The 21722-nt window shown below is 41.5% G+C and carries 24 protein-coding genes; 20 read left to right on the top strand and 4 right to left on the bottom strand.

What is annotated here, in order from left to right; translation table 11 throughout:
- Nucleotides 1-399: 399 nt before the first annotated feature.
- The gene (locus BXY_RS15955) at nucleotides 400-837 is read right to left on the bottom strand and encodes a DUF6078 family protein (RefSeq protein ID WP_008020821.1); all 438 of its coding nucleotides are present in this window, start codon (nucleotides 835-837) and stop codon (nucleotides 400-402) included.
- A 190-nt stretch (nucleotides 838-1027) separates the two neighbouring features.
- Between BXY_RS15955 and BXY_RS15950 the strand changes: the two genes are divergently transcribed.
- The 20 genes from BXY_RS15950 (at nucleotide 1028) to miaA (ending at nucleotide 19206) form a co-directional block, all read left to right on the top strand.
- Entirely contained in the window at nucleotides 1028-1888 is an 861-nt protein-coding gene (locus BXY_RS15950) for a hypothetical protein (RefSeq protein ID WP_008645469.1), read from the top strand.
- A gap of 82 nt (nucleotides 1889-1970) precedes the next feature.
- Nucleotides 1971-2648, top strand: a complete 678-nt coding sequence (locus BXY_RS15945; RefSeq protein WP_008645471.1) for a DUF5715 family protein — start codon at nucleotides 1971-1973, stop codon at nucleotides 2646-2648.
- Nucleotides 2649-2749: 101 nt separating this feature from the next.
- On the top strand, nucleotides 2750-3697 hold the full coding sequence (locus BXY_RS15940; RefSeq protein ID WP_015532433.1) for a PhoH family protein: 948 nt from the start codon (nucleotides 2750-2752) through the stop codon (nucleotides 3695-3697).
- Between the two features lie 13 nt (nucleotides 3698-3710).
- A complete protein-coding gene (locus BXY_RS15935; protein ID WP_004315679.1) occupies nucleotides 3711-4655 on the top strand; it encodes a phosphoribosylaminoimidazolesuccinocarboxamide synthase in 945 nt (314 codons plus the stop codon).
- Between the two features lie 161 nt (nucleotides 4656-4816).
- Entirely contained in the window at nucleotides 4817-5554 is a 738-nt protein-coding gene (gene ubiE / locus BXY_RS15930; protein ID WP_004315680.1) for a bifunctional demethylmenaquinone methyltransferase/2-methoxy-6-polyprenyl-1,4-benzoquinol methylase UbiE, read from the top strand.
- A 39-nt stretch (nucleotides 5555-5593) separates the two neighbouring features.
- A complete protein-coding gene (locus BXY_RS15925; RefSeq protein WP_008645474.1) occupies nucleotides 5594-6340 on the top strand; it encodes a shikimate dehydrogenase family protein in 747 nt (248 codons plus the stop codon).
- Nucleotides 6341-6358: 18 nt separating this feature from the next.
- Nucleotides 6359-7309 (top strand): alpha/beta hydrolase, encoded by a 951-nt coding sequence (locus BXY_RS15920; protein ID WP_008645475.1) that lies wholly within the window; start codon nucleotides 6359-6361, stop codon nucleotides 7307-7309.
- Nucleotides 7310-7381: 72 nt separating this feature from the next.
- Nucleotides 7382-8299 (top strand): TPM domain-containing protein, encoded by a 918-nt coding sequence (locus tag BXY_RS15915; RefSeq protein WP_008645476.1) that lies wholly within the window; start codon nucleotides 7382-7384, stop codon nucleotides 8297-8299.
- 71 nt (nucleotides 8300-8370) lie between these two features.
- Complete coding sequence (locus BXY_RS15910; RefSeq protein ID WP_004315684.1) at nucleotides 8371-8670, top strand: hypothetical protein; 300 nt, start codon at nucleotides 8371-8373, stop codon at nucleotides 8668-8670.
- Nucleotides 8667-8987: a type II toxin-antitoxin system RelE/ParE family toxin gene (locus BXY_RS15905; protein WP_008645477.1), complete on the top strand. Its 321-nt coding sequence runs from the start codon at nucleotides 8667-8669 to the stop codon at nucleotides 8985-8987. Before BXY_RS15910 ends, BXY_RS15905 begins: the two co-directional genes overlap by 4 nt.
- An 8-nt stretch (nucleotides 8988-8995) precedes the next feature.
- Nucleotides 8996-9577, top strand: a complete 582-nt coding sequence (locus BXY_RS15900; RefSeq protein ID WP_004315685.1) for a LemA family protein — start codon at nucleotides 8996-8998, stop codon at nucleotides 9575-9577.
- Between the two features lie 270 nt (nucleotides 9578-9847).
- On the top strand, nucleotides 9848-11014 hold the full coding sequence (locus tag BXY_RS15895) for an AIR synthase related protein (RefSeq protein WP_008645478.1): 1167 nt from the start codon (nucleotides 9848-9850) through the stop codon (nucleotides 11012-11014).
- Between the two features lie 3 nt (nucleotides 11015-11017).
- A complete protein-coding gene (gene prfA, locus BXY_RS15890) occupies nucleotides 11018-12130 on the top strand; it encodes a peptide chain release factor 1 (protein WP_004301709.1) in 1113 nt (370 codons plus the stop codon).
- Nucleotides 12131-12219: 89 nt separating this feature from the next.
- Nucleotides 12220-13044, top strand: a complete 825-nt coding sequence (pyrF, locus tag BXY_RS15885) for an orotidine-5'-phosphate decarboxylase (RefSeq protein ID WP_004301706.1) — start codon at nucleotides 12220-12222, stop codon at nucleotides 13042-13044.
- A 30-nt stretch (nucleotides 13045-13074) separates the two neighbouring features.
- A complete protein-coding gene (locus BXY_RS15880; protein WP_008645479.1) occupies nucleotides 13075-14304 on the top strand; it encodes an HD domain-containing protein in 1230 nt (409 codons plus the stop codon).
- A gap of 82 nt (nucleotides 14305-14386) precedes the next feature.
- A complete protein-coding gene (gene lpxD, locus BXY_RS15875) occupies nucleotides 14387-15427 on the top strand; it encodes a UDP-3-O-(3-hydroxymyristoyl)glucosamine N-acyltransferase (protein WP_004320905.1) in 1041 nt (346 codons plus the stop codon).
- Between the two features lie 11 nt (nucleotides 15428-15438).
- Nucleotides 15439-16824, top strand: a complete 1386-nt coding sequence (locus BXY_RS15870; RefSeq protein WP_004301699.1) for a bifunctional UDP-3-O-[3-hydroxymyristoyl] N-acetylglucosamine deacetylase/3-hydroxyacyl-ACP dehydratase — start codon at nucleotides 15439-15441, stop codon at nucleotides 16822-16824.
- Between the two features lie 18 nt (nucleotides 16825-16842).
- A complete protein-coding gene (lpxA, locus tag BXY_RS15865) occupies nucleotides 16843-17610 on the top strand; it encodes an acyl-ACP--UDP-N-acetylglucosamine O-acyltransferase (protein ID WP_004320906.1) in 768 nt (255 codons plus the stop codon).
- Nucleotides 17611-17631: 21 nt separating this feature from the next.
- Nucleotides 17632-18186 carry an IS1096 element passenger TnpR family protein gene (locus BXY_RS15860; protein WP_008645481.1) on the top strand — a complete coding sequence of 185 codons (555 nt, stop codon included), beginning with the start codon at nucleotides 17632-17634 and terminating at the stop codon, nucleotides 18184-18186.
- 123 nt (nucleotides 18187-18309) lie between these two features.
- Nucleotides 18310-19206: a tRNA (adenosine(37)-N6)-dimethylallyltransferase MiaA gene (gene miaA / locus BXY_RS15855; protein ID WP_008645483.1), complete on the top strand. Its 897-nt coding sequence runs from the start codon at nucleotides 18310-18312 to the stop codon at nucleotides 19204-19206.
- Nucleotides 19207-19255: 49 nt separating this feature from the next.
- On the opposite strand, the gene BXY_RS15850 is transcribed toward miaA, so the two are convergent.
- The 3 genes from BXY_RS15850 to BXY_RS15840 all read right to left on the bottom strand — a co-directional run bounded on the left by BXY_RS15850 (nucleotide 19256) and on the right by BXY_RS15840 (nucleotide 21721).
- On the bottom strand, nucleotides 19256-20887 hold the full coding sequence (locus tag BXY_RS15850; RefSeq protein ID WP_008645485.1) for a M56 family metallopeptidase: 1632 nt from the start codon (nucleotides 20885-20887) through the stop codon (nucleotides 19256-19258).
- Nucleotides 20888-20910: 23 nt separating this feature from the next.
- A complete protein-coding gene (locus BXY_RS15845) occupies nucleotides 20911-21279 on the bottom strand; it encodes a BlaI/MecI/CopY family transcriptional regulator (RefSeq protein ID WP_004301694.1) in 369 nt (122 codons plus the stop codon).
- Nucleotides 21280-21418: 139 nt separating this feature from the next.
- Nucleotides 21419-21721 carry a hypothetical protein gene (locus BXY_RS15840; protein ID WP_004301693.1) on the bottom strand — a complete coding sequence of 101 codons (303 nt, stop codon included), beginning with the start codon at nucleotides 21719-21721 and terminating at the stop codon, nucleotides 21419-21421.
- Between the last annotated feature and the right edge of the window lies 1 nt (nucleotide 21722).

The following is a 21722-nucleotide window of genomic DNA, read 5'->3' as shown; positions in this document are numbered from 1 at the left end:
GATTTCGCGAAATCATTTCTCATGTTCTCATACTTCACATGATAATTATCTGTAATTCAAAGCAATAGCACTATGAGAAATACTTTTTAAAAAGGTGTTTCTCATAGTATTTTGCCTGAAATGTCATAAAAAACCGGTATTTCTCATACTTTCATCATGCATTTCTCATACCGGAACTGCTATATAATACCTACATAATAAATGTCAACCCAACCCGAAGATAAAAAAAAGGCAGCCAACTATTATCAGGGTATTACAGCCCCCGGTAGTCCCACATATTGTGGGAAAAGATTCCCTAGCTGGAGAGAATTTATTCCCTCATTTTGAGGGAATAAATTCCCATAATATAAGAGAATACTTTCCCACAATATATGGGATTACCGGAACTAACGGATATACTTACCCAAGATCATAGTATTCGATATATTCATCATATTGAGGCGTTTCTGTAACTCCCCTCTTTCGAAAAAGTTCTTGTATATACTTTTGTTCCTTTGGTTTAATCAACCGTTCTTTATTGCAACAACGATAATAGATCGTTTTGCCGAAGTAGGCTATCATCTGTCGCTTGATAACGGTGGCATCAGCAAGCGGCACCCGATCCAGCAAATGTTTCATTCCCCGTGCAAACAACACCGGCTTTTCATCAATAAAGTAAGTACAGTCTTCACCATCGGAGGTGACATGTTCGGGATTAATAACCATTACAGCAGCCCGCTCTTTCGGCATTCGGAGAGTTACTTGTCGTCGCAGACATTTGTCCGCACGCAAACAATGTCCATTCAAGCAATGAGCGAAGCTAACGGGCATAGAATTGTAATCGAAATCTGTTTTCATGTGTGTTATGTTTAGTGGAAAGTGGCCTATTTTTATAAACCGCTACAAATGTATGAAAATAGCTGGAGGACAAGAAATAAATACACTATTTACTTCAACACATTGATAAAATCTTTATATTTGCCTCCAACATCAATACAGGAACTTATAAAACTATATCTCTCCTGCAAAACTATAAAACAGAATAATCATGAAGACAAAACATTTACCTGGAGCACTACTGCCATTTCTCTATACAATTATCTTTTTTAGCTGTGGAAATAACGATGAAAAAAAGATATATTCTTTATCCTTCGAAAAAGAGTATTACGAACGACCTTTGTTAGGAACAACCAATATCACCATCACAGGTGGAAACAGGGACTACACCGTAACTGTAGAAAAAACTGACATTTTAAATATAGATGTAGATTTGTCCAGTTCGATAGGAATGGGAAGCTTAAGGGTCACCCCAAAAAAGAAAGGAGAAACAAAGGTGAAAGTAAAAGATAATATCACCAACGAAACAGTTGATTTAAGAATTAAAATAACAGACAGCTATTTGGCGTACGCTATAGAAAAAAGTAATCATCCGGCACTTTCCAATGGCACTGTAGTTTATCTGATTAACAATGAAGCTAAAGAATGCTATTTTTTCCGTTATATTGAGTTTAGAGACGAACTATCTCACACTCCAATAGCAAAAGGAACATACGACTTTTTCACCAAGTTAGAAAGCGGTTCCGGCAACTCGTCTCCTACATACGCCATACCTTATTTAACATTAAATTATACATCTGACGAACAAGAAAATTTCACGGATGCATCAGTTCCCCCCACCCCTCACAAATTAAGATTTGAGCTATACGATGGGGTTACGAGTGCAAATGCTGTCCTAAATCTTATATCAAGATTTCTAGGTGTAGATTGGAAAGAACTTGTAGAAAAAGCTCTTACCAGAAGCGAACATACAATAGTACCCACACTAAAAACAACAATTGACAATACAGATTATACCATAATAGGTATATTAAATACCTATCCTGAAATACCAGAGAATATTTTGGAATAACCTCAAAAGTATGGAATTGAAAATAATGCAAAGCATGGAACGTATGAAAAAATAGCGTATATTTGCGAGCAAAAAATATAAAATGACTATTTATAAGCTTCGCATATTACCGCTATTTTTACTAGTTATTGGGCTTACAACGCTTACTTCGGGCTGCAAAAAGAAAGACATGTCGCTGAAACTGAATGAGCCACGCAATATTCGTGGCGTCGTCAGCTATAAACGTTCTTTCCCTGATTTGAATGACGCACATCTGGAAGTAGCCAAAAAGATAGGGATTCACCCATTGGCAGACCGGGAAGCAGCAGAAGATATGAAAGAAAAGCTAACTCATATTACCGACAATGAGTTTTATGTAGTAGATTCACTGACACACTCCATCCCCTATCTCGTACCGCGTGCCAGTGCACTGCTCGATACAATCGGTTCCAACTTTCTCGATTCATTGGCAGCCAAAGGTTTAAACCCCAACCAGGTAATCATCACTTCCGTATTGCGTACCGAAAACGATGTGAAACGCCTCCGCCGTCGCAACGGAAATGCTTCCGCCAACTCGGCACACTGCTTTGGAGCCACCTTTGACGTCAGTTGGAAACGTTTTAAAAAGGTAGAAGACAAGGGTGGAAGACCGTTACAGGATGTAAGTGCCGACACACTGAAACTTGTCTTGTCCGAGGTTTTAAGAGACCTGCGACAAGCTGAAAAATGCTACATCAAATATGAATTGAAGCAAGGATGTTTCCACATCACCGCCAGATAATCGGGAGATGAGTATAAAATGCAGTAAAATTCACCTCCAAACAATCAGAGAATCCAAAACGTTTGATTAAATTTGCAGAAATTTTTCTTTAATACAACTTAATGATAGAGAAGCTGATTGTTCTTGAGGACATTGATCCGGTTATTTTTTACGGTGTAAACAACGCCAACATACAGTTAATTAAAGCTTTATATCCAAAGCTACGCATAGTTGCCCGAGGCAATGTCATCAAAGTGCTGGGCGACGAGGAAGAAATGTGTGCCTTCGAGGAAAATATCACCAAACTTGAAAAGTACTGCGCCGAATATAATTCACTGAAAGAAGAAGTTATCATTGACATTATAAAAGGAAATGCTCCGCAAGCGGAACAGACAGGAAACGTGATTGTGTTCAGCGTCACGGGCAAGCCTATCATCTCCCGAAGCGAAAACCAGTTGAAACTGGTAGAAGGATTCGCCAAGAATGATATGGTATTCGCCATCGGTCCGGCAGGTTCGGGAAAAACATACACCGCTATTGCCCTTGCCGTGCGTGCATTGAAAAACAAAGAAATCAAAAAAATCATTCTTAGCCGCCCCGCCGTAGAAGCCGGAGAAAAGCTCGGTTTCCTGCCCGGCGACATGAAAGATAAGATCGATCCATACCTACAACCTTTATATGACGCCTTGCAGGATATGATACCTGCCGCCAAGTTAAAGGAATACATGGAATTGAACATTATCCAGATTGCCCCGTTAGCCTTTATGCGCGGACGTACGCTGAATGATGCAGTCGTTATATTGGACGAAGCCCAGAATACTACCGCCCAACAAATCAAAATGTTCCTCACCCGTATGGGGATGAACACCAAAATGATTGTGACGGGAGACATGACACAGATTGACCTTCCCGCTTCACAAACATCGGGATTGGTGCAAGCCCTCCGCATCTTGAAGGGAGTGAAAGGGATCAGTTTTGTTGAACTGAATAAGAAAGATATCGTACGCCATAAACTGGTGGAACGTATCGTGGATGCTTACGAAAAGTTCGATAAAGAAGCGAAATTTTAATATATATATCATTATGAAAGCATTAACAAAAACAGATTTCAACTTTCCGGGACAGAAAAGTGTGTACCACGGAAAAGTGCGCGATGTGTACAACATCAACGGCGAAAAACTCGTCATGGTAGCAACCGACCGTATTTCGGCCTTTGACGTAGTACTACCTGAAGGTATTCCTTACAAAGGACAAATGCTGAACCAGATTGCAGCTAAATTCCTCGATGCCACTACTGACATCTGTCCGAACTGGAAAATGGCTACTCCGGACCCAATGGTAACAGTGGGTGTGTTGTGTGAAGGTTTTCCGGTGGAAATGATTGTACGTGGTTACCTGTGCGGTAGCGCATGGCGGGCTTACAAAAGCGGTGTACGCGAGATTTGCGGTGTGAAATTGCCGGACGGAATGCGCGAAAACCAAAAATTCCCCGAACCGATCGTCACTCCGACTACGAAAGCAGAAATGGGATTGCACGACGAAGACATCTCTAAAGAAGAAATCCTGAAACAGGGATTGGCTACTCCGGAAGAGTATGAAATCCTCGAAAAATATACATTAGCCCTTTTCAAACGCGGTACTGAAATCGCAGCAGAACGCGGACTGATTCTCGTAGATACAAAATACGAATTCGGCAAGCACAACGGTACTATCTACCTGATGGATGAAATCCACACTCCGGATTCAAGCCGTTATTTCTATGCTGAAGGTTATCAGGAACGTTTCGAAAAAGGCGAACCACAGAAACAACTTTCTAAAGAGTTCGTTCGCGAATGGTTGATGGAAAACGGTTTCCAGGGCAAAGACGGTCAGAAAGTGCCTGAAATGACTCCGGCTATCGTACAAAGCATCAGTGACCGTTACATCGAATTGTTCGAAAACATCACCGGTGAGAAGTTTGTGAAAGAAGATACCACCAACATCGCTGAACGTATATTCAAAAACGTTGAAACGTTCTTGAATCGTTGATAGTCAACAAATGACAGATAATAAATGATAGTTGACAGATAATGAATGACAGTTCGTATGCAATTCATCGCATATAACTTCAACCTTAATTATTATCCGCCAACTATCATTTATCAACTATCATCTTCCAACTATCATTTATCAACTATCAATTAAAAAGAATGGACTACCCACAACAACATATCAAGCCTTACGACGAAGAAGGAAAAAAGACCGAGCAAGTGGAACGAATGTTCGACAACATCGCGCATGCATACGATAAGCTGAACCATACCTTATCTTTAGGTATCGACCGCAGCTGGCGCAAAAAAGCGATTGCCTGGTTACGCCCTTTCCAACCGCAGCGTATGATGGACGTAGCTACCGGCACAGGAGATTTTGCTATCCTCGCCTGCCGTAAACTGCAACCAGCCGAACTGATCGGGACGGACATCTCGGAAGGCATGATGAATGTGGGACGTGAAAAAGTAAAAAAGGAAGGACTGTCGGACAAAATCTCTTTTGCCCGGGAGGACTGTACTTCACTCTCTTTTGCCGACAATGATTTTGACGCCATCACCGTAGCTTTCGGTATCCGCAATTTCGAAGACCTCGACAAAGGACTCTCCGAAATGTGCCGTGTATTGAAACCGGGCGGTCATCTTGTGATTCTGGAACTTACCACTCCGGATCGTTTCCCGATGAAACAATTGTTTTCCATCTACTCTAAAGTCGTCATTCCATTATTGGGCAAACTGCTCTCCAAAGATAACAGTGCCTACCGCTATCTGCCGGATACCATCAAAGTATTTCCTCAAGGGGAAGTGATGAAAGGAGTCATCGCCCGAGCCGGATTTAGCGAAGTCAACTTCAAACGGCTGACCTTTGGCATCTGCACGCTTTATACCGCAACAAAATAGCAATTCATTGTGAATGATTAATTTAACCCTTATTATATTATGGAAAAATATGGTTTAATCGGCTATCCTCTGCGACATTCATTTTCTATCGGATACTTTAATGAGAAGTTCAAATCCGAAGGAATCAATGCAGAGTATGTGAATTTTGAGATTCCCAGTATCAATAACTTCATGGAAGTGATCGAAGAGAATCCCAACCTGTGCGGGCTCAATGTCACCATCCCTTACAAAGAACAAGTGATTCCTTTTCTGGATGAACTCGATCGTGACACCGCAAAGATAGGCGCAGTCAATGTGATTAAAATCATTCGCCAGCCAAAAGGAAAAGTCAAGTTGGTGGGTTACAACTCCGATATCATTGGATTCACTCAATCCATCCAGCCCTTGTTGCAGCCTCATCACAAGAAAGCGTTGATTTTGGGTACCGGCGGAGCTTCCAAAGCTGTCTACCACGGTCTGAAGAATCTAGGTATCGAAAGCATCTTCGTATCGCGCACCCACAAAGCCGACGATATGCTGACTTATGAAGAACTGACTCCCGAAATTATGGCAGAATACACAGTCATTGTCAATAGCACTCCCGTAGGAATGTTTCCTAAGGTAGATTTCTGCCCTAATATCCCTTATGAACTTCTGACACCAAACCATTTGCTCTACGATTTGTTATATAATCCGAACGTTACGCTGTTCATGAAAAAAGGAGAAGCGCAAGGGGCTGTTGTAAAAAACGGTCTGGAAATGCTCCTGCTTCAGGCATTTGCCGCCTGGGAGATATGGCATAAATAAGGGTTAAAAGAAGTTTTTATGAGGAGAAAAGTAGTATATAGCATCATTATTATCATGCTGGCATTGACCGGCTGCACTATCGGAGGAAGTTTTTATATGTTAAACTTCTCATTGACTCCGAATGCCAAAATTTTGTCTAAAGATGCTGACTCTTATCCTTTCATGTATAAAAACTACCCTTTTTTGCGTCCATGGGTGGATAGCCTGAGACAAGTGGATGCACTGAAAGACACTTTTATCATAAACCCACACGGCATACAACTACATGCGTATTATGTGGCTGCTCCCCAACCTACCAGCAAGACCGCAGTCATTGTACACGGATATACGGATAATGCTATCCGCATGTTTATGATCGGTTATCTGTATAATCGTGATTTAGGATATAATATATTACTCCCCGACCTGCAACATCAGGGAGAAAGTGAAGGTCCTGCCATTCAAATGGGCTGGAAAGACCGTCTAGATGTATTGCAATGGATGAACATCGCCAATGAAATCTTTGGAGACAGCACGCAAATGGTTGTACACGGAATTTCAATGGGAGGTGCCACCACCATGATGGTATCTGGTGAGGAACAAAAGCCATTTGTCAAATGCTTTGTGGAGGATTGCGGCTATACCAGCGTATGGGACGAATTCTCACACGAGTTGAAAACAAGTTTTCATCTTCCTCCTTTTCCACTCATGTACACCACAAGCTGGCTTTGCGAAAAGAAATATGGATGGAATTTCAAAGAAGCTTCTTCACTGAAACAGGTAGCCAAATCACAACTTCCGATGCTGTTTATTCACGGGGACAAAGACACGTATGTGCCTACCTGGATGGTATACCCGCTTTACGAAGCCAAACCGGAGCCCAAAGAACTATGGATTGTGCCGGGAGCCGCTCATGCTGTTTCATACCAAGAGAATAAACAGGAGTACACCGACCGAGTCCGTGCATTCGTCGGGCGATACATCCATTAAACCTATTATAACAAGGAGTTTAAGATTCATAACAGAAAAAGTTTCTATATTTGCAAGCATAAAATAATCGTTATGAAATCAATATTAACTTTTATACTAGCTACTTTTCTTCTGTTCCCACTACAAGCTCAAGGGAAAGTATACACGGTAGACAACCTTCCGAAAGTACATCTGCAAAATAAAATGCAATATGTTTGCAACCCGGCCGGCATACTTTCACAGGCTGCTTGTGACAGTATAGACTCCATGCTTTATGCTTTGGAACAACAAACTGGAATTGAAACAGTGGTTGCCGTAGTTCCCTCAATCGGAGAAGAAGATTGTTTCGACTTCTGTCATCAGCTGCTTAATAAATGGGGTGTAGGAAAAAAAGGCAAAAACAATGGATTAGTCATTTTATTAGTCACCGATCAACGCTGTATACAGTTCTATACTGGTTATGGCTTGGAAGGAGTACTTCCCGATGCTATCTGCAAAAGGATTCAAACAAGGTATATGATTCCTTACCTCAAAGATGGGAATTGGGATGCAGGAATGGTGGCTGGTCTAAAAGCGACTTGCCAGCGGCTCGACGGTTCGATGGAAAATGATGCTCTCTCCGATTCTAACAGCGGTGGTTCTTTTGATTTTATTCTTGCTATTCTTTGTTTTATCACCATTGGCGGAGGTCTTGCTTTCTTTTCGGCACGCAAACAAAGTCGCTGTCCGAATTGTGGTAAACATCAATTGCAGAGAAGCGGAAGCAGAGTCGTATCCCGGATTAATGGAGTGAAGACCGAAGATGTCACCTATACATGTAGAAACTGTGGACATACCATCATACGCCGCCAGCAAAGTTATGACAATGATTACCATCACCGGGGCGGTGGCGGAGGCGGTCCGTTCATTGGTGGTTTTGGCGGAGGCAGTTTCGGAGGCGGAGGCGGTTTCGGTGGAGGCAGCTTTGGCGGAGGAATGGGCGGAGGCGGTGGTGCCGGTTCTCGTTTCTAAAATAAATGTTATCCAATGCCCTAGTTTCGAAATAAATTAGTAACTTTACCTAATGACTAAGACAGAAGAAAATGAAAGAGAATAAAGAATATCAAGAAAAAAAAGAACAAGAAAAAGTTGTCCATGAGCCAACTGGTTCTTACGGTATGGACACCATCACCATGAGACAGAAAATTATGGAACGAGTTATGTTAATGGAAGAAAATCAGCTCAAAGAAATGCTTCGATTCTCCAACGAATTGGAACAAAAATCATGGTTATTACCACATACTCAAGAAGAATTAGAGATCGCAATCAATAGAGGTATGGAGGATGTCAAGGCAGGAAGAATTGTTTCACATGAGGATGTTCTCAAATATTATATGAAATGACAAATATTGTTTGGACTCAATCGGCTTTGCAAACGCTAGAATTAGTTTATTTACAAACATTACAATATACAAAAAACGAACGTATAGCTGCTAAATTACATAATAAACTTATCAAAGAAGCAGAGATGCTTAGAACTTTCCCAAATGCGGGAAACATTCTAAATACTTCAGAAAGAGTTACACTCTGTTACAGAGCATTAGTAGTAGACACTAATTATAAACTTATTTATTACGTTGATGCTAATAAGGATGTAATCATTGTGACAGTTTGGGACGTTCGTCAAAACCCTGATAAATTAACAAAAACTATAGAATAATTAGAAACATGAAGAAGTCAATTATTATCATCTTAGCCGTTGTGGTTATCCTTGTTATATGGGCAGTAAGTGTATATAACGGTCTGGTTACTATGGACGAGAATGTAAGTGGTCAATGGGCAAATGTAGAAACTCAATATCAACGTCGTGCCGACCTGATTCCTAACTTGGTAAACACAGTGAAAGGATATGCGACACATGAAAAGGAAACATTGGAAGGAGTTGTTGCCGCACGTAGCCAGGCTACTCAAATCAAAGTAGATGCTGCCGACCTGACACCGGAAAAGCTGGCGCAATACCAAAAGGCACAAGGTGCTGTAACATCAGCATTGGGCAAGTTATTAGCCATCACCGAGAATTATCCGGACCTGAAAGCTAACCAGAACTTCCTGGAACTTCAAGCTCAACTGGAAGGAACGGAAAATCGTATCAATGTAGCACGCAAAAACTTCAATGATGCTGCACAAGCTTATAACACCAATATCCGCCGTTTCCCGAAGAATATCTTTGCAGGAATGTTCGGCTTCGATAAGAAAGCATATTTTGAAGCAGAAGAAGGAAGCGAGAAAGCTCCGAAGGTAGAATTCTAAAAAAGATTTGATTTACCCAAAAAGATACTTGATATCATCTGAGATATTTATCTCGGCATTTTTTCATTAGATAAAACACTTCTATATTAAGAGTTAAATTCATAGTAATGAAAACTATGAATTTAACTCTTAATTTTCTATTATTCTTCTCCTTTTCAATAGAATATCCCAAAGTATAAAAGTTAATGATTAACATTTACTAGTACCTAGTTGGCTGTACCAAAAAAAAGCTGTACTTTTGCAGCCGTATACAAAATAATTCTATAACTCATGAGTAATCAACGATACATGATGCGTGGAGTAAGCGCATCAAAAGAAGATGTGCACAACGCCATCAAGAACATCGACAAAGGAATCTTCCCGAAAGCATTCTGTAAAATTATTCCCGATATATTGGGAGGTGACCCGGAATATTGCAACATTATGCATGCCGATGGTGCCGGAACCAAATCATCTCTTGCTTATATGTACTGGAAAGAAACGGGTGACTTATCCGTTTGGAAAGGTATTGCACAGGATGCATTGATTATGAATATCGACGACCTGCTTTGTGTAGGTGCCGTAGACAATATCCTTGTTTCATCTACCATTGGACGTAACAAACTGTTGATTCCCGGAGAAGTAATCTCCGCCATCATCAACGGAACAGACGAATTGCTGGCCGAACTCCGTGAAATGGGTGTAGGCGTATATGCAACCGGTGGTGAAACTGCAGATGTCGGCGATTTGGTACGTACCATCATCGTTGACTCTACCGTAACTTGCCGTATGAAACGTTCAGACGTTATCGACAATGCCAATATTCGCCCGGGTGACGTGATCGTTGGGTTGGCTTCTTACGGACAAGCTACTTACGAAAAAGAATATAATGGCGGTATGGGTAGCAACGGTTTGACGAGTGCCCGTCACGACGTATTCGGCAAATATCTTGCTGAAAAATATCCGGAAAGCTATGATGCTGCAGTTCCTGAAGAGTTAGTTTATTCCGGTAAGTTAAAACTAACAGACAGCGTGGAAGATTCTCCAATTGATGCAGGTAAGTTAGTACTCTCTCCTACCCGTACATACGCACCGGTAGTCAAAAAATTGCTTGATGCATTGCGTCCGGAAATCCACGGAATGGTACACTGCTCCGGTGGTGCACAAACTAAAGTTCTGCATTTTGTAGAAAACGTTCGTGTAGTAAAAGATAATCTTTTCCCTGTTCCTCTTTTATTCAAAACGATCCAAGAACAAAGCGGTACGGACTGGGCAGAAATGTACAAGGTATTCAATATGGGACATCGCCTCGAAGTCTACCTGTCACCGGAACATGCAGAAGAAGTAATAGCTATTTCCGAGTCATTCGGTATTCCGGCACAGATTGTAGGACGTGTTGAAGCATGCGAGCAAACAGAATTAATCATTAAGAGCGAATTCGGAGAATTTAGATATTAAAGAATGGCAGACAATAGTACCATACTAGAAAAATTAGACGGACTCGTAGCCCGTTTTGAAGAAATATCTACCCTTATCACAGACCCGGCAGTGATTGCCGACCAGAAACGTTATGTCAAGTTGACTAAAGAATATAAGGAATTAGACGACTTGATGAAAGCAAGGAAAGAATATATCCAATTACTGGGTAATATTGAAGAAGCTAAAAATATCCTTGCCAATGAATCGGACGCTGAAATGCGCGAAATGGCGAAAGAAGAAATGGACAATAGTCAAGAGCGCCTTCCGGTATTGGAAGAAGAAATCAAACTGATGCTTGTCCCTGCCGATCCGCAAGACAGCAAGAACGCTATTCTCGAAATCCGCGGAGGTGCAGGAGGCGACGAAGCAGCTATCTTTGCCGGCGACCTCTTCCGTATGTATGCCAAATTCTGTGAAACCAAAGGTTGGAAAATGGAAGTCTCCAATGCGAACGAAGGGACAGCCGGTGGATTCAAAGAAATTGTTTGTAGTGTGACAGGCGATAATGTATACGGAATTTTAAAATACGAATCGGGAGTACACCGCGTACAGCGTGTTCCTGCGACGGAAACGCAAGGACGTGTTCACACTTCAGCCGCATCCGTGGCCGTGCTTCCCGAAGCTGAAGAATTCGATGTAGTCATCAACGAAGGAGAAATCAAATGGGACACTTTCCGAAGCGGCGGTGCCGGCGGACAGAATGTAAACAAGGTAGAATCCGGAGTACGTCTGCGCTATATCTGGAAGAACCCGAACACCGGTATTGCCGAAGAAATTCTTATCGAATGTACCGAGACACGCGACCAGCCGAAAAACAAAGAGCGCGCCTTGGCCCGTCTCCGTACTTTTATCTACGACAAAGAACATCAGAAATATATCGATGACATTGCCTCCAAACGTAAGACAATGGTATCTACCGGAGACCGTTCAGCCAAAATACGAACTTACAACTATCCCCAGGGACGTATCACCGACCACCGCATCAACTATACAATCTATAATCTGGCAGCCTTCATGGACGGGGATATCCAGGATTGTATCGACCATCTGATCGTAGCGGAAAATGCAGAACGCCTGAAAGAAAGCGAACTTTAGAGAAGTGGAGAGTTGAGAATTGAGAGTTGAGAACGGTTTCTTAAAATAGTAAATAGTAAATTGCAAATTGCAAAATAGTAAATAACAAGATGGATAAGCAACAATTATTTGAAAACATAAAGCGCAAAAAATCATTCCTTTGTGTAGGACTTGATACTGACATCAAGAAAATCCCGGAACATCTGTTGAAAGAAGAAGATCCGATCTTTGCATTCAACAAAGCAATCATTGACGCGACAGCTGATTTGTGTATCGCCTACAAACCCAATCTGGCTTTCTATGAAAGCATGGGTGTAAAAGGATGGATCGCATTTGAAAAGACAGTAAAATATATCAAAGATAACTATCCGGATCAATTCATCATCGCTGACGCAAAGCGTGGTGACATCGGAAATACTTCTGCAATGTATGCCCGCACATTCTTTGAAGAATTGGATATCGACTCTGTAACAGTAGCCCCCTACATGGGTGAAGACAGCGTTACTCCGTTCCTTACCTACGAAGGCAAATGGGTGATCCTGTTGGCATTGACTTCCAACAAAGGATCTCATGACTTCCAATTGACAGAAGACGTAAACGGCGAACGTCTGTTCGAGAAAGTATTACGCAAATCACAGGAATGGGCTGGCGATGACCGCATGATGTATGTGGTAGGTGCTACTCAAGGACGTGCTTTTGAGGACATCCGCAAGATTGTCCCGAACCATTTCCTTCTCGTACCAGGCGTGGGAGCACAAGGCGGTTCACTCGAAGAAGTTTGCAAATATGGTATGAACAGTACATGCGGATTGATTGTTAACTCGTCGCGTGGTATTATCTACGTAGATAAAACAGAGAAATTTGCAGAAGCTGCCCGCACCGCCGCACAAGAAGTGCAGGCTCAAATGGCTGAACAACTCAAAGCAATTCTCTGAAAAGGGAAAAAGGATCTCTAAAGAAAACGAATGCTTTACGAAAGAAAGATAATTAACGACCCCGTATTCGGGTTCATCAATATTCCAAAGGGGTTACTGTACGATATAGTACGGCATCCCCTTTTGCAGCGTCTTACCCGCATCAAGCAAGTAGGATTGTCATCTGTTGTGTACCCCGGTGCACAACACACCCGCTTCCAACACTCCTTAGGTGCTTTTCACCTGATGAGTGAAGCTATCACCCAACTGGCCTCCAAAGGCAATTTTATTTTTGATAGTGAAGCGGAAGCCGTGCAGGCTGCCATCCTGTTGCATGATATAGGACACGGCCCTTTCTCGCATGTACTGGAAGACACAATTGTAAAAGGAGTCTCGCACGAAGAGATTTCTCTTATGTTGATGGAACGGATGAATAAAGAGATGAACGGCCAGCTGAGTCTTGCCATTCAAATCTTCAAGGACGAATACCCGAAACGCTTTCTGCATCAACTCGTAAGCGGTCAGTTGGATATGGACCGGCTTGATTATCTTCGCCGCGACAGCTTTTATACAGGCGTAACGGAAGGTAACATCGGCTCTGCCCGAATCATCAAAATGCTTGATGTAGCGGATGACCGTTTGGTTGTCGAATCCAAAGGGATCTATTCTATCGAGAATTTCCTCACGGCACGTCGCCTGATGTACTGGCAAGTATACCTGCATAAGACGTCCGTGGCATACGAAAAGATGCTGATTAGTACTCTATTGCGTGCCAAAGAACTGGCTTCACAAGGAGTGGAACTATTTGCATCACCCGCATTACGTTTTTTCCTTTACAATGATATCAATCCTACGGAATTCTATAACAACCCCGACTGTCTGGAGAATTTTATCCAGCTGGACGACAACGATATATGGACAGCCTTGAAAGTGTGGAGCACCCACACCGATAAAGTACTTTCTACTTTAAGCACGGGAATGATAAACCGAAATATCTTTAAAGTGGAAATTTCGTCGGAACCTATTAGTGAGGACAGAAAAAAAGAATTAACTTTGCACATCAGCCAGCAACTAGGCATAACCCTTTCCGAAGCGAACTATTTTGTCTCTACCCCCAGCATCGAAAAGAATATGTATGACCCGGCAGATGACAGTATTGATATTATCTACAAAGACGGCACTATCAAAAATATTGCCGAAGCATCGGACATGCTGAACATCTCATTATTGTCCAAAAAGGTAAAGAAATACTATCTCTGCTATCAGAGATTACACAGATAAGTATAAAATATTCATGCAATAACACGGAAATCTGAAAAAAAAATCCGTTATTTGTGAACTAATTAAATTTTAAATAAAAGACATGGAGTTCTCGGCTAAGCAAATTGCAGCATTTATCCAAGGGGAAATCATTGGAGACGAAAACGCTACGGTACACACATTCGCTAAAATTGAAGAGGGAATGCCCGGAGCAATTTCTTTCCTGTCAAATCCCAAATATACACCTTACATCTACGAAACACAATCAAGCATTGTCTTGGTTAATAAGGACTTCACTCCCGAACACGAAATTAAAGCTACTCTTATCAAAGTAGACAATGCATACGAAAGTCTAGCTAAATTGCTCAATCTTTATGAGATGAGCAAGCCTAAGAAACAAGGGATAGATTCATTAGCTTTCGTTGCACCCAGCGCCAAAATTGGTGAGAATGTATACATCGGTGCTTTTGCCTATATCGGTGAAAATACCGTGATTGGAGATAATACTCAAATTTACCCCCACACTTTCGTTGGAGACGGCGTGAAGATAGGCAACAGTTGCCTGCTTTACTCCAATGTAAATGTTTATCATGACTGCCGCATAGGTAATGAATGTATCCTTCATTCGGGTGCAGTGATCGGAGCTGACGGATTTGGTTTTGCTCCCACTCCGAACGGATATGACAAGATTCCGCAAATCGGAATTGTTATTCTGGAAGATAAAGTAGATATAGGTGCTAATACGTGTGTAGACCGTGCTACAATGGGAGCTACGGTAGTACACAGCGGTGTCAAGTTAGACAATCTGATACAAATAGCACACAATGATGAAATAGGTTCGCATACCGTTATGGCTGCGCAAGCCGGAATTGCCGGTTCTACCAAAGTGGGTGAATGGTGTATGATCGGTGGTCAGGTAGGTATTGCAGGACATGCTAAAATAGGAGATAAAGTTGGATTAGGCGCACAATCAGGTGTGCCGGGAGACATCAAGTCCGGTAGCCAGCTTATCGGAACTCCTCCTATGGAACTGAAGCAATATTTCAAATCATCCATTGCACAAAGAAGCCTGCCGGATATGCAGAAAGAACTGCGTAACTTGCGCAAAGAAGTAGAAGAATTAAAACAACTATTAAATAAGTAAATAAGTAACCAATGCTGAAACAAAAAACGCTGAAAGATAGCTTTTCACTGAGCGGGAAAGGTCTTCACACTGGACTTGATCTCACTGTAACATTCAATCCAGCTCCGGACAATCACGGATATAAAATCCAACGCATTGACGTAGAAGGACAACCAACTATCGACGCAGTAGCCGACAATGTAACAGAAACCACCCGTGGTACTGTATTGTCGAAAAATGGAGTCAAAGTAAGCACCATTGAACATGGTATGGCAGCCCTTTACGCATTGGGCATTGATAACTGCCTGATCCAAGTTAACGGACCGGAATTTCCTATTTTAGATGGTAGTGCACAATATTACGTACAAGAAATAGAACGTGTAGGAACAGTAGAACAAAATGCCGTCAAAGACTTTTATATTATCAAGTCTAAAATTGAGTTCCGGGATGAAACGACTGGTTCTTCTATCATTGTACTACCTGACGAGAATTTCAGTCTGAATGTACTGGTTTCTTACGATTCGACTATTATCCCGAATCAGTTTGCTACCCTTGAAGATATGCATAATTTCAAAGACGAAGTGGCTGCCAGCCGTACTTTCGTCTTTGTTCGTGAAATAGAGCCGTTGCTCTCCGCCGGATTGATTAAAGGTGGCGACCTGGACAATGCGATCGTAATCTACGAACGCAAGATGTCACAGGAAAGCTTCGATAAGTTGGCAGATGTGATGGGAGTACCTCACATGGATGCCGATCAGTTAGGCTATATCAATCACAAACCGTTAGTTTGGCCCAATGAATGTGCCCGTCACAAACTGCTTGATGTCATCGGTGACCTCGCTCTAATTGGAAAACCGATTAAAGGTCGTATCATCGCTACCCGTCCGGGACACACCATCAACAATAAATTTGCCCGTCAGATGCGGAAAGAAATCCGTCTGCACGAAATACAGGCACCAAGTTACGACTGTAACCGTGAACCAATAATGGATGTAAACCGTATCCGCGAATTGTTACCGCACCGCTATCCTTTCCAACTGGTGGACAAAGTGATTGAAATTGGTGCCAACTACATTGTAGGTATTAAAAATATCACAGCCAACGAACCTTTCTTCCAGGGACATTTTCCACAGGAGCCCGTTATGCCGGGAGTACTTCAAGTGGAAGCAATGGCACAAGTCGGAGGCTTGCTCGTCTTGAATTCCGTAGATGATCCTGAACGTTATTCTACCTATTTCATGAAAATAGATGGAGTGAAATTCCGTCAGAAAGTAGTGCCGGGAGATACAATCATCTTTCGTGTAGAACTGCTGGCACCTATCCGCCGTGGCATTTCTACCATGAAAGGATATGCGTTTGTCGGCGAGAAAGTTGTTTGCGAAGCAGAATTCATGGCACAAATAGTAAAAAATAAGTAATAATTGATATTTAAAAGCATGATAAGTCCTTTAGCGTATATCCATCCCGAAGCTAAGATCGGAGAAAATGTAGAAATTGCGCCTTTTGTATTTATAGATAAGAACGTAGTTATCGGCGACAACAATAAAATTATGGCTAACGCCAATATTTTATACGGTTCACGTATTGGTAACGGAAACACGATTTTTCCGGGTGCCGTTATCGGAGCCATTCCGCAGGACCTCAAGTTTCGCGGTGAAGAATCGACAGCCGAAATCGGAGATAATAATCTGATTCGTGAAAATGTAACAATCAACCGTGGTACGGCAGCTAAAGGGCGCACGATTGTGGGAAATAACAATTTATTGATGGAAGGTGTACACGTAGCACACGACGCATTGGTTGGTAACGGATGTATCATCGGTAACTCTACCAAGATGGCAGGCGAAATCGTCATTGATGATAACGCGATTGTCAGCGCCAATGTATTGATGCATCAATTTTGTCATGTAGGCAGTCATGTAATGATTCAGGGCGGATGCCGTTTCAGTAAAGATATTCCTCCTTACATCATTGCAGGACGCGAACCGATCGCTTTCAGCGGAATCAACATCATCGGCTTGCGCCGTCGTGGCTTCTCCAATGAAGTGATCGAAAGTATTCACAATGCATATCGTATCATCTACCAAAGTGGTTTGAACACGACAGAAGCATTGAAAAAAATAGAAGATGAATTCGAAAAGAGTCCGGAAATTGACTATATAGTCAATTTTATCCGTAATTCAGAACGTGGTATTATTAAATAAACAGTTCAAAATAGTCATATTATGATATACAGATTTACTATCATATCTGATGAAGTTGACGATTTTGTCAGAGAAATACAAATTGATCCGGAAGCAACTTTTTATGACTTCCATGAAGCAATACTGAAATCAGTAGGGTACGCAAACGACCAGATGACTTCTTTCTTTATCTGCGATGACGACTGGGAAAAAGGAAAAGAAGTAACCTTAGAAGAAATGGACGACAATCCGGAAATAGATAGCTGGGTAATGAAAGACACTGCTATCAGTGAACTGGTAGAAGACGAAAAACAGAAACTGCTATATGTATTCGATTACATAACAGAACGTTGTTTCTTCATCGAACTATCCGAAATTATCACCGGAAAAGATATGAATGGTGCCAAATGTACCAAGAAATCAGGAGATGCTCCCAAACAAACGGTAGACTTTGAAGAAATGACCGCTACCGGAGGTTCTCTTGATCTGGATGAAAACTTCTATGGAGACCAGGACTTCGACATGGAAGACTTCGATCAGGAAGGATTTGACATAGGTGGTGACACTAGCAGCCCATACGAAGAAGAAAAATTCTAAGTATTAAGCATCAAGTATTAGGTATTAATTGCTATGTAGTGTCAGGCAGTTAATACCTAATATTTTTTTTTAGTCCCGTACGCTTTAATACTTAATACTTCTATACTTAATACTTAAAAATCTATGCCTACTCTCATTGTTCTTATAGGTCCTACAGGTGTGGGGAAAACGGAGTTGAGCCTGCGCTTGGCAGAAACATTTCAGACAAGCATTGTATCTGCCGATTCGAGACAGCTTTATGCCGAATTAAAAATAGGCACGGCAGCTCCTACTCCCGACCAACTCAAACGTGTCCCCCATCAACTGGTCGGCACGCTCCACCTCACAGACTATTACAGCGCTGCCCAATACGAAACAGAAGCACTGGAAATTCTGGAGAAATTATTCACGCAACACGAAGTCGTGATTCTCACTGGTGGCTCAATGATGTATGTAGACGCTATCTGTAAGGGAATTGACGATATTCCTACCGTTGATGCGGAAACCCGTCAACTCATGCTACAAAAGTATGAAGAGGAAGGCCTTGAACAACTCTGCGCAGAACTTCGCTTGTTAGACCCGGAATATTACCGGATTGTAGATCTGAAGAATCCCAAGCGGGTAATTCATGCGTTGGAGATTTGCTATATGACCGGACGCACTTATACTTCTTTTCGCACCCAACAAAAAAAACAGCGTCCTTTCCGTATTCTGAAAATCGGCCTGACTCGTGATCGGGAAGAACTTTATGACCGTATCAACCGTCGGGTAGACCAGATGATGGAGGAAGGATTATTGGAAGAAGTACGTTCCGTACTTCCCTATCGTCACCTCAATTCACTCAATACAGTAGGCTATAAAGAACTGTTCAAATATCTGGACGGAGAATGGGAACTCTCCTTTGCTATAGACAAAATCAAGCAAAACTCCCGCATTTATTCGCGTAAACAGATGACCTGGTTCAAAAGAGATGAAGAAATAAAATGGTTCCACCCGGAACAAGAAACGGAGATACTAGCGTACCTCCGTCAATCTTTATAACATTATATTTTGACAATATTTAGAAACAGAAGACATCTAAAATCTACTGCTATTCTTCAGATGTAGTTACTTTTATTGTTGAAGTCACTGTATCATTAATAGCACGAATAGAAATTTGACGGGCTTGATATTCTTCTTTCACTAATAGATTTACTTCAATCACTCCATTCTTTCCCTTATCACCATAAGCAGCCAATGCAGTCTTATCTTTCAATACAGATATACTCCTAATACGATCAGGAGAAATATTCGCTAAAGGATCATCACCTGTAGCCTCTTTGCCATCAATTATAACCAAAGGTTTACCTCCATCAGCAGAACGAAACGTAGCTCCCCAACTCTTTGCCCCACTATTTAATGCATCCAACCTTGTTTTATTAATGCCTTCGATTTCAATCTTTCTCGGCGCAAACTTTTTTTCCGAATATAGTTTTATATCCATCACTCCATCCTTAGCCTTTTCTCCATAAATCTTAATAGCTTTTTCAGGACCTATGACAGACACACTTTCAATACGTTCAGGATTCAAAGCATTTACTACTTCACGTTCAGACTCTTTCCCATTAATAATAACCAAAGGTTTTCCTTCACCGGAAATTCCTTGTACCGAAATAGCCACCTTCTTTTTCCCGGATGTTAAGACAGAATCTTTTTTTTCTGTACGATAACCTACCACTACTACCTTATTCTTGGTAGTATCAATAGGCTCCTTAACAACATTTTCTTCACTCTTTTTTTCCACAATTTCCGCCAAATCATTAACTTTGACTGCAGAAATCTCTTCCACTTTTTCAGAGATTTCAGGACGGGCAAAAGCAGTTACTGCAATAGCTGCCAACGGAAGTACATACAGGTACTTCAACCGTGCCCACGGATTCGATTTTTCTTTTAACATCATAGTGATACGTTTTTTAAGTTTACTGTGATTAAAGCTGTTGGCCATAGAGTAGAGCCTTGTGCCAACGGCTTTTTTTATTAATAATAGTTGATATTCTTTCGCGTTTACACCCTCATTAATGACGGTCTCGTCCGCTTCATATTCGTGAACGTTCTGCAACTCCTGTTTCAACAACCATGCACCAGGATTGAACCATTGGAAAAAGATGCAAATATCCGCCACCAATAAATCTACTGAATGACGATGGTGGATATGAGCCATTTCATGAATAAGGATTTCCCTCCCGTTTTCCTCCAGGTCTTTCCGGCTGATGACAATATACTTCATCCAACTGAACGGAGCTATCTCCTGATTGTGCACCACAAGTGTAACTCCTTTCTCCAACTTCTCATGTTTGCCGGAATGTATCAACCGGAAGAGACAAATCAAAGAATAGATATTGCGACAGGCAAGAAACAGAATACCCGCCAGATAGACCAACAGAACAATCTGTACCCAAGATATGGCCGGCGTCTCCTGCACTGCACCGACATTGGCAGGAGTAGCCTCCAACTCTGCCATCAATAGCAATTGTTCAATGGAAAGCACAGCCTGCTGCACTTCAACCTGATGCCGGGTAGTTACTTCGATACAAGGAATGAGTAATGAAAAGAACAACACTCCCAATAAAGCCATACGATTGAAACGATGAAAGGTTTCCTTGCTAAGTAATAACCGGAAAAACAGGTAAAACAGAACAAGACAAACAGATGATTTTAATATATAAATGAAGAAAACTCCCATAGCATAGATTTTCGTTTAATAGATTAGTGTTTTTTGTCAGCCTGTTCCACTTCCTCGATGAGCTGTTTCAATTCATCCAAGGAAATATCTTCCTCCTTAACCAAAGAAGAAACGGCATTCAGGTAAGAATTATTAAAATACTTACTAATCACATTCCGCAGCGTTCCTTTACGAAAATCTTCTTCACTGACTACGGGATAATATTGATAGGTATTTCCGAAAGTATAATGAGCTAGAAAACCTTTTTCTTCCAACCCACGCACAATCGTAGATAGTGTATTGAAATGTGGCTTGGGATCTTCATAGAAAGCCAACATTTCCTTCACGAACAAGGGACCTTTTTCCCAGAAAAAGCCCATGATTTCTTCTTCTTTTGCTGTTAATCCTTTCATATCTGCAACTTTGTTTGCTGCAAATAACGAAAAGTTTTAGTTCATAAACTAATTTATCTAGTTAAAGTAAACTAAAAACTATAGTTAAGACGAAGAATCTACTATTAAACACCTGTGAAACAGATTTATTACATCTCTTTTAGCTCCACAGTTTATTGACAATAAAGTTGCCGATAAAGAATAAGTCGCCCATAAAAATAATGCTAAATACCAGAAAAGTGAAACAAGTACTCCACCGGGCTCCTCCCTCCTCTTCGCCACGTTTGATACGAAGCAGGGAACTATGTAAACAATCACCTGCTATGAATAGTACAAACAAACTCGGTATCAAGTCACCCCATGACACCAACCACAGATTATCACCCTTCCCCATCAGGAACGTCAATGCCACGGCCAATAAGAAGACAGAAGCATATTGCAAGTCTTTTCTTTTTGAATTCATA

It is taken from the genome of Bacteroides xylanisolvens XB1A (assembly GCF_000210075.1).
In the GTDB taxonomy this organism is placed as follows: domain Bacteria; phylum Bacteroidota; class Bacteroidia; order Bacteroidales; family Bacteroidaceae; genus Bacteroides; species Bacteroides xylanisolvens.
Note: the sequence above shows the minus strand (reverse complement) of the source record. Positions and strands in the feature narration are given on the sequence as shown.

Excerpts from the sequence above, each read along its gene's own strand:
- BXY_RS15955 (WP_008020821.1), bottom strand. The coding sequence starts at position 837 with ATGAAAACAGATTTCGATTACAATTCTATGCCCGTTAGCTTCGCTCAT.
- BXY_RS15950 (WP_008645469.1), top strand. The coding sequence starts at position 1,028 with ATGAAGACAAAACATTTACCTGGAGCACTACTGCCATTTCTCTATACA.
- BXY_RS15945 (WP_008645471.1), top strand. The coding sequence starts at position 1,971 with ATGACTATTTATAAGCTTCGCATATTACCGCTATTTTTACTAGTTATT.
- BXY_RS15940 (WP_015532433.1), top strand. The coding sequence starts at position 2,750 with ATGATAGAGAAGCTGATTGTTCTTGAGGACATTGATCCGGTTATTTTT.
- BXY_RS15935 (WP_004315679.1), top strand. The coding sequence starts at position 3,711 with ATGAAAGCATTAACAAAAACAGATTTCAACTTTCCGGGACAGAAAAGT.
- ubiE (WP_004315680.1), top strand. The coding sequence starts at position 4,817 with ATGGACTACCCACAACAACATATCAAGCCTTACGACGAAGAAGGAAAA.
- BXY_RS15925 (WP_008645474.1), top strand. The coding sequence starts at position 5,594 with ATGGAAAAATATGGTTTAATCGGCTATCCTCTGCGACATTCATTTTCT.
- BXY_RS15920 (WP_008645475.1), top strand. The coding sequence starts at position 6,359 with ATGAGGAGAAAAGTAGTATATAGCATCATTATTATCATGCTGGCATTG.
- BXY_RS15915 (WP_008645476.1), top strand. The coding sequence starts at position 7,382 with ATGAAATCAATATTAACTTTTATACTAGCTACTTTTCTTCTGTTCCCA.
- BXY_RS15910 (WP_004315684.1), top strand. The coding sequence starts at position 8,371 with ATGAAAGAGAATAAAGAATATCAAGAAAAAAAAGAACAAGAAAAAGTT.
- BXY_RS15905 (WP_008645477.1), top strand. The coding sequence starts at position 8,667 with ATGACAAATATTGTTTGGACTCAATCGGCTTTGCAAACGCTAGAATTA.
- BXY_RS15900 (WP_004315685.1), top strand. The coding sequence starts at position 8,996 with ATGAAGAAGTCAATTATTATCATCTTAGCCGTTGTGGTTATCCTTGTT.
- BXY_RS15895 (WP_008645478.1), top strand. The coding sequence starts at position 9,848 with ATGAGTAATCAACGATACATGATGCGTGGAGTAAGCGCATCAAAAGAA.
- prfA (WP_004301709.1), top strand. The coding sequence starts at position 11,018 with ATGGCAGACAATAGTACCATACTAGAAAAATTAGACGGACTCGTAGCC.
- pyrF (WP_004301706.1), top strand. The coding sequence starts at position 12,220 with ATGGATAAGCAACAATTATTTGAAAACATAAAGCGCAAAAAATCATTC.
- BXY_RS15880 (WP_008645479.1), top strand. The coding sequence starts at position 13,075 with ATGCTTTACGAAAGAAAGATAATTAACGACCCCGTATTCGGGTTCATC.
- lpxD (WP_004320905.1), top strand. The coding sequence starts at position 14,387 with ATGGAGTTCTCGGCTAAGCAAATTGCAGCATTTATCCAAGGGGAAATC.
- BXY_RS15870 (WP_004301699.1), top strand. The coding sequence starts at position 15,439 with ATGCTGAAACAAAAAACGCTGAAAGATAGCTTTTCACTGAGCGGGAAA.
- lpxA (WP_004320906.1), top strand. The coding sequence starts at position 16,843 with ATGATAAGTCCTTTAGCGTATATCCATCCCGAAGCTAAGATCGGAGAA.
- BXY_RS15860 (WP_008645481.1), top strand. The coding sequence starts at position 17,632 with ATGATATACAGATTTACTATCATATCTGATGAAGTTGACGATTTTGTC.
- miaA (WP_008645483.1), top strand. The coding sequence starts at position 18,310 with ATGCCTACTCTCATTGTTCTTATAGGTCCTACAGGTGTGGGGAAAACG.
- BXY_RS15850 (WP_008645485.1), bottom strand. The coding sequence starts at position 20,887 with ATGGGAGTTTTCTTCATTTATATATTAAAATCATCTGTTTGTCTTGTT.
- BXY_RS15845 (WP_004301694.1), bottom strand. The coding sequence starts at position 21,279 with ATGAAAGGATTAACAGCAAAAGAAGAAGAAATCATGGGCTTTTTCTGG.
- BXY_RS15840 (WP_004301693.1), bottom strand. The coding sequence starts at position 21,721 with ATGAATTCAAAAAGAAAAGACTTGCAATATGCTTCTGTCTTCTTATTG.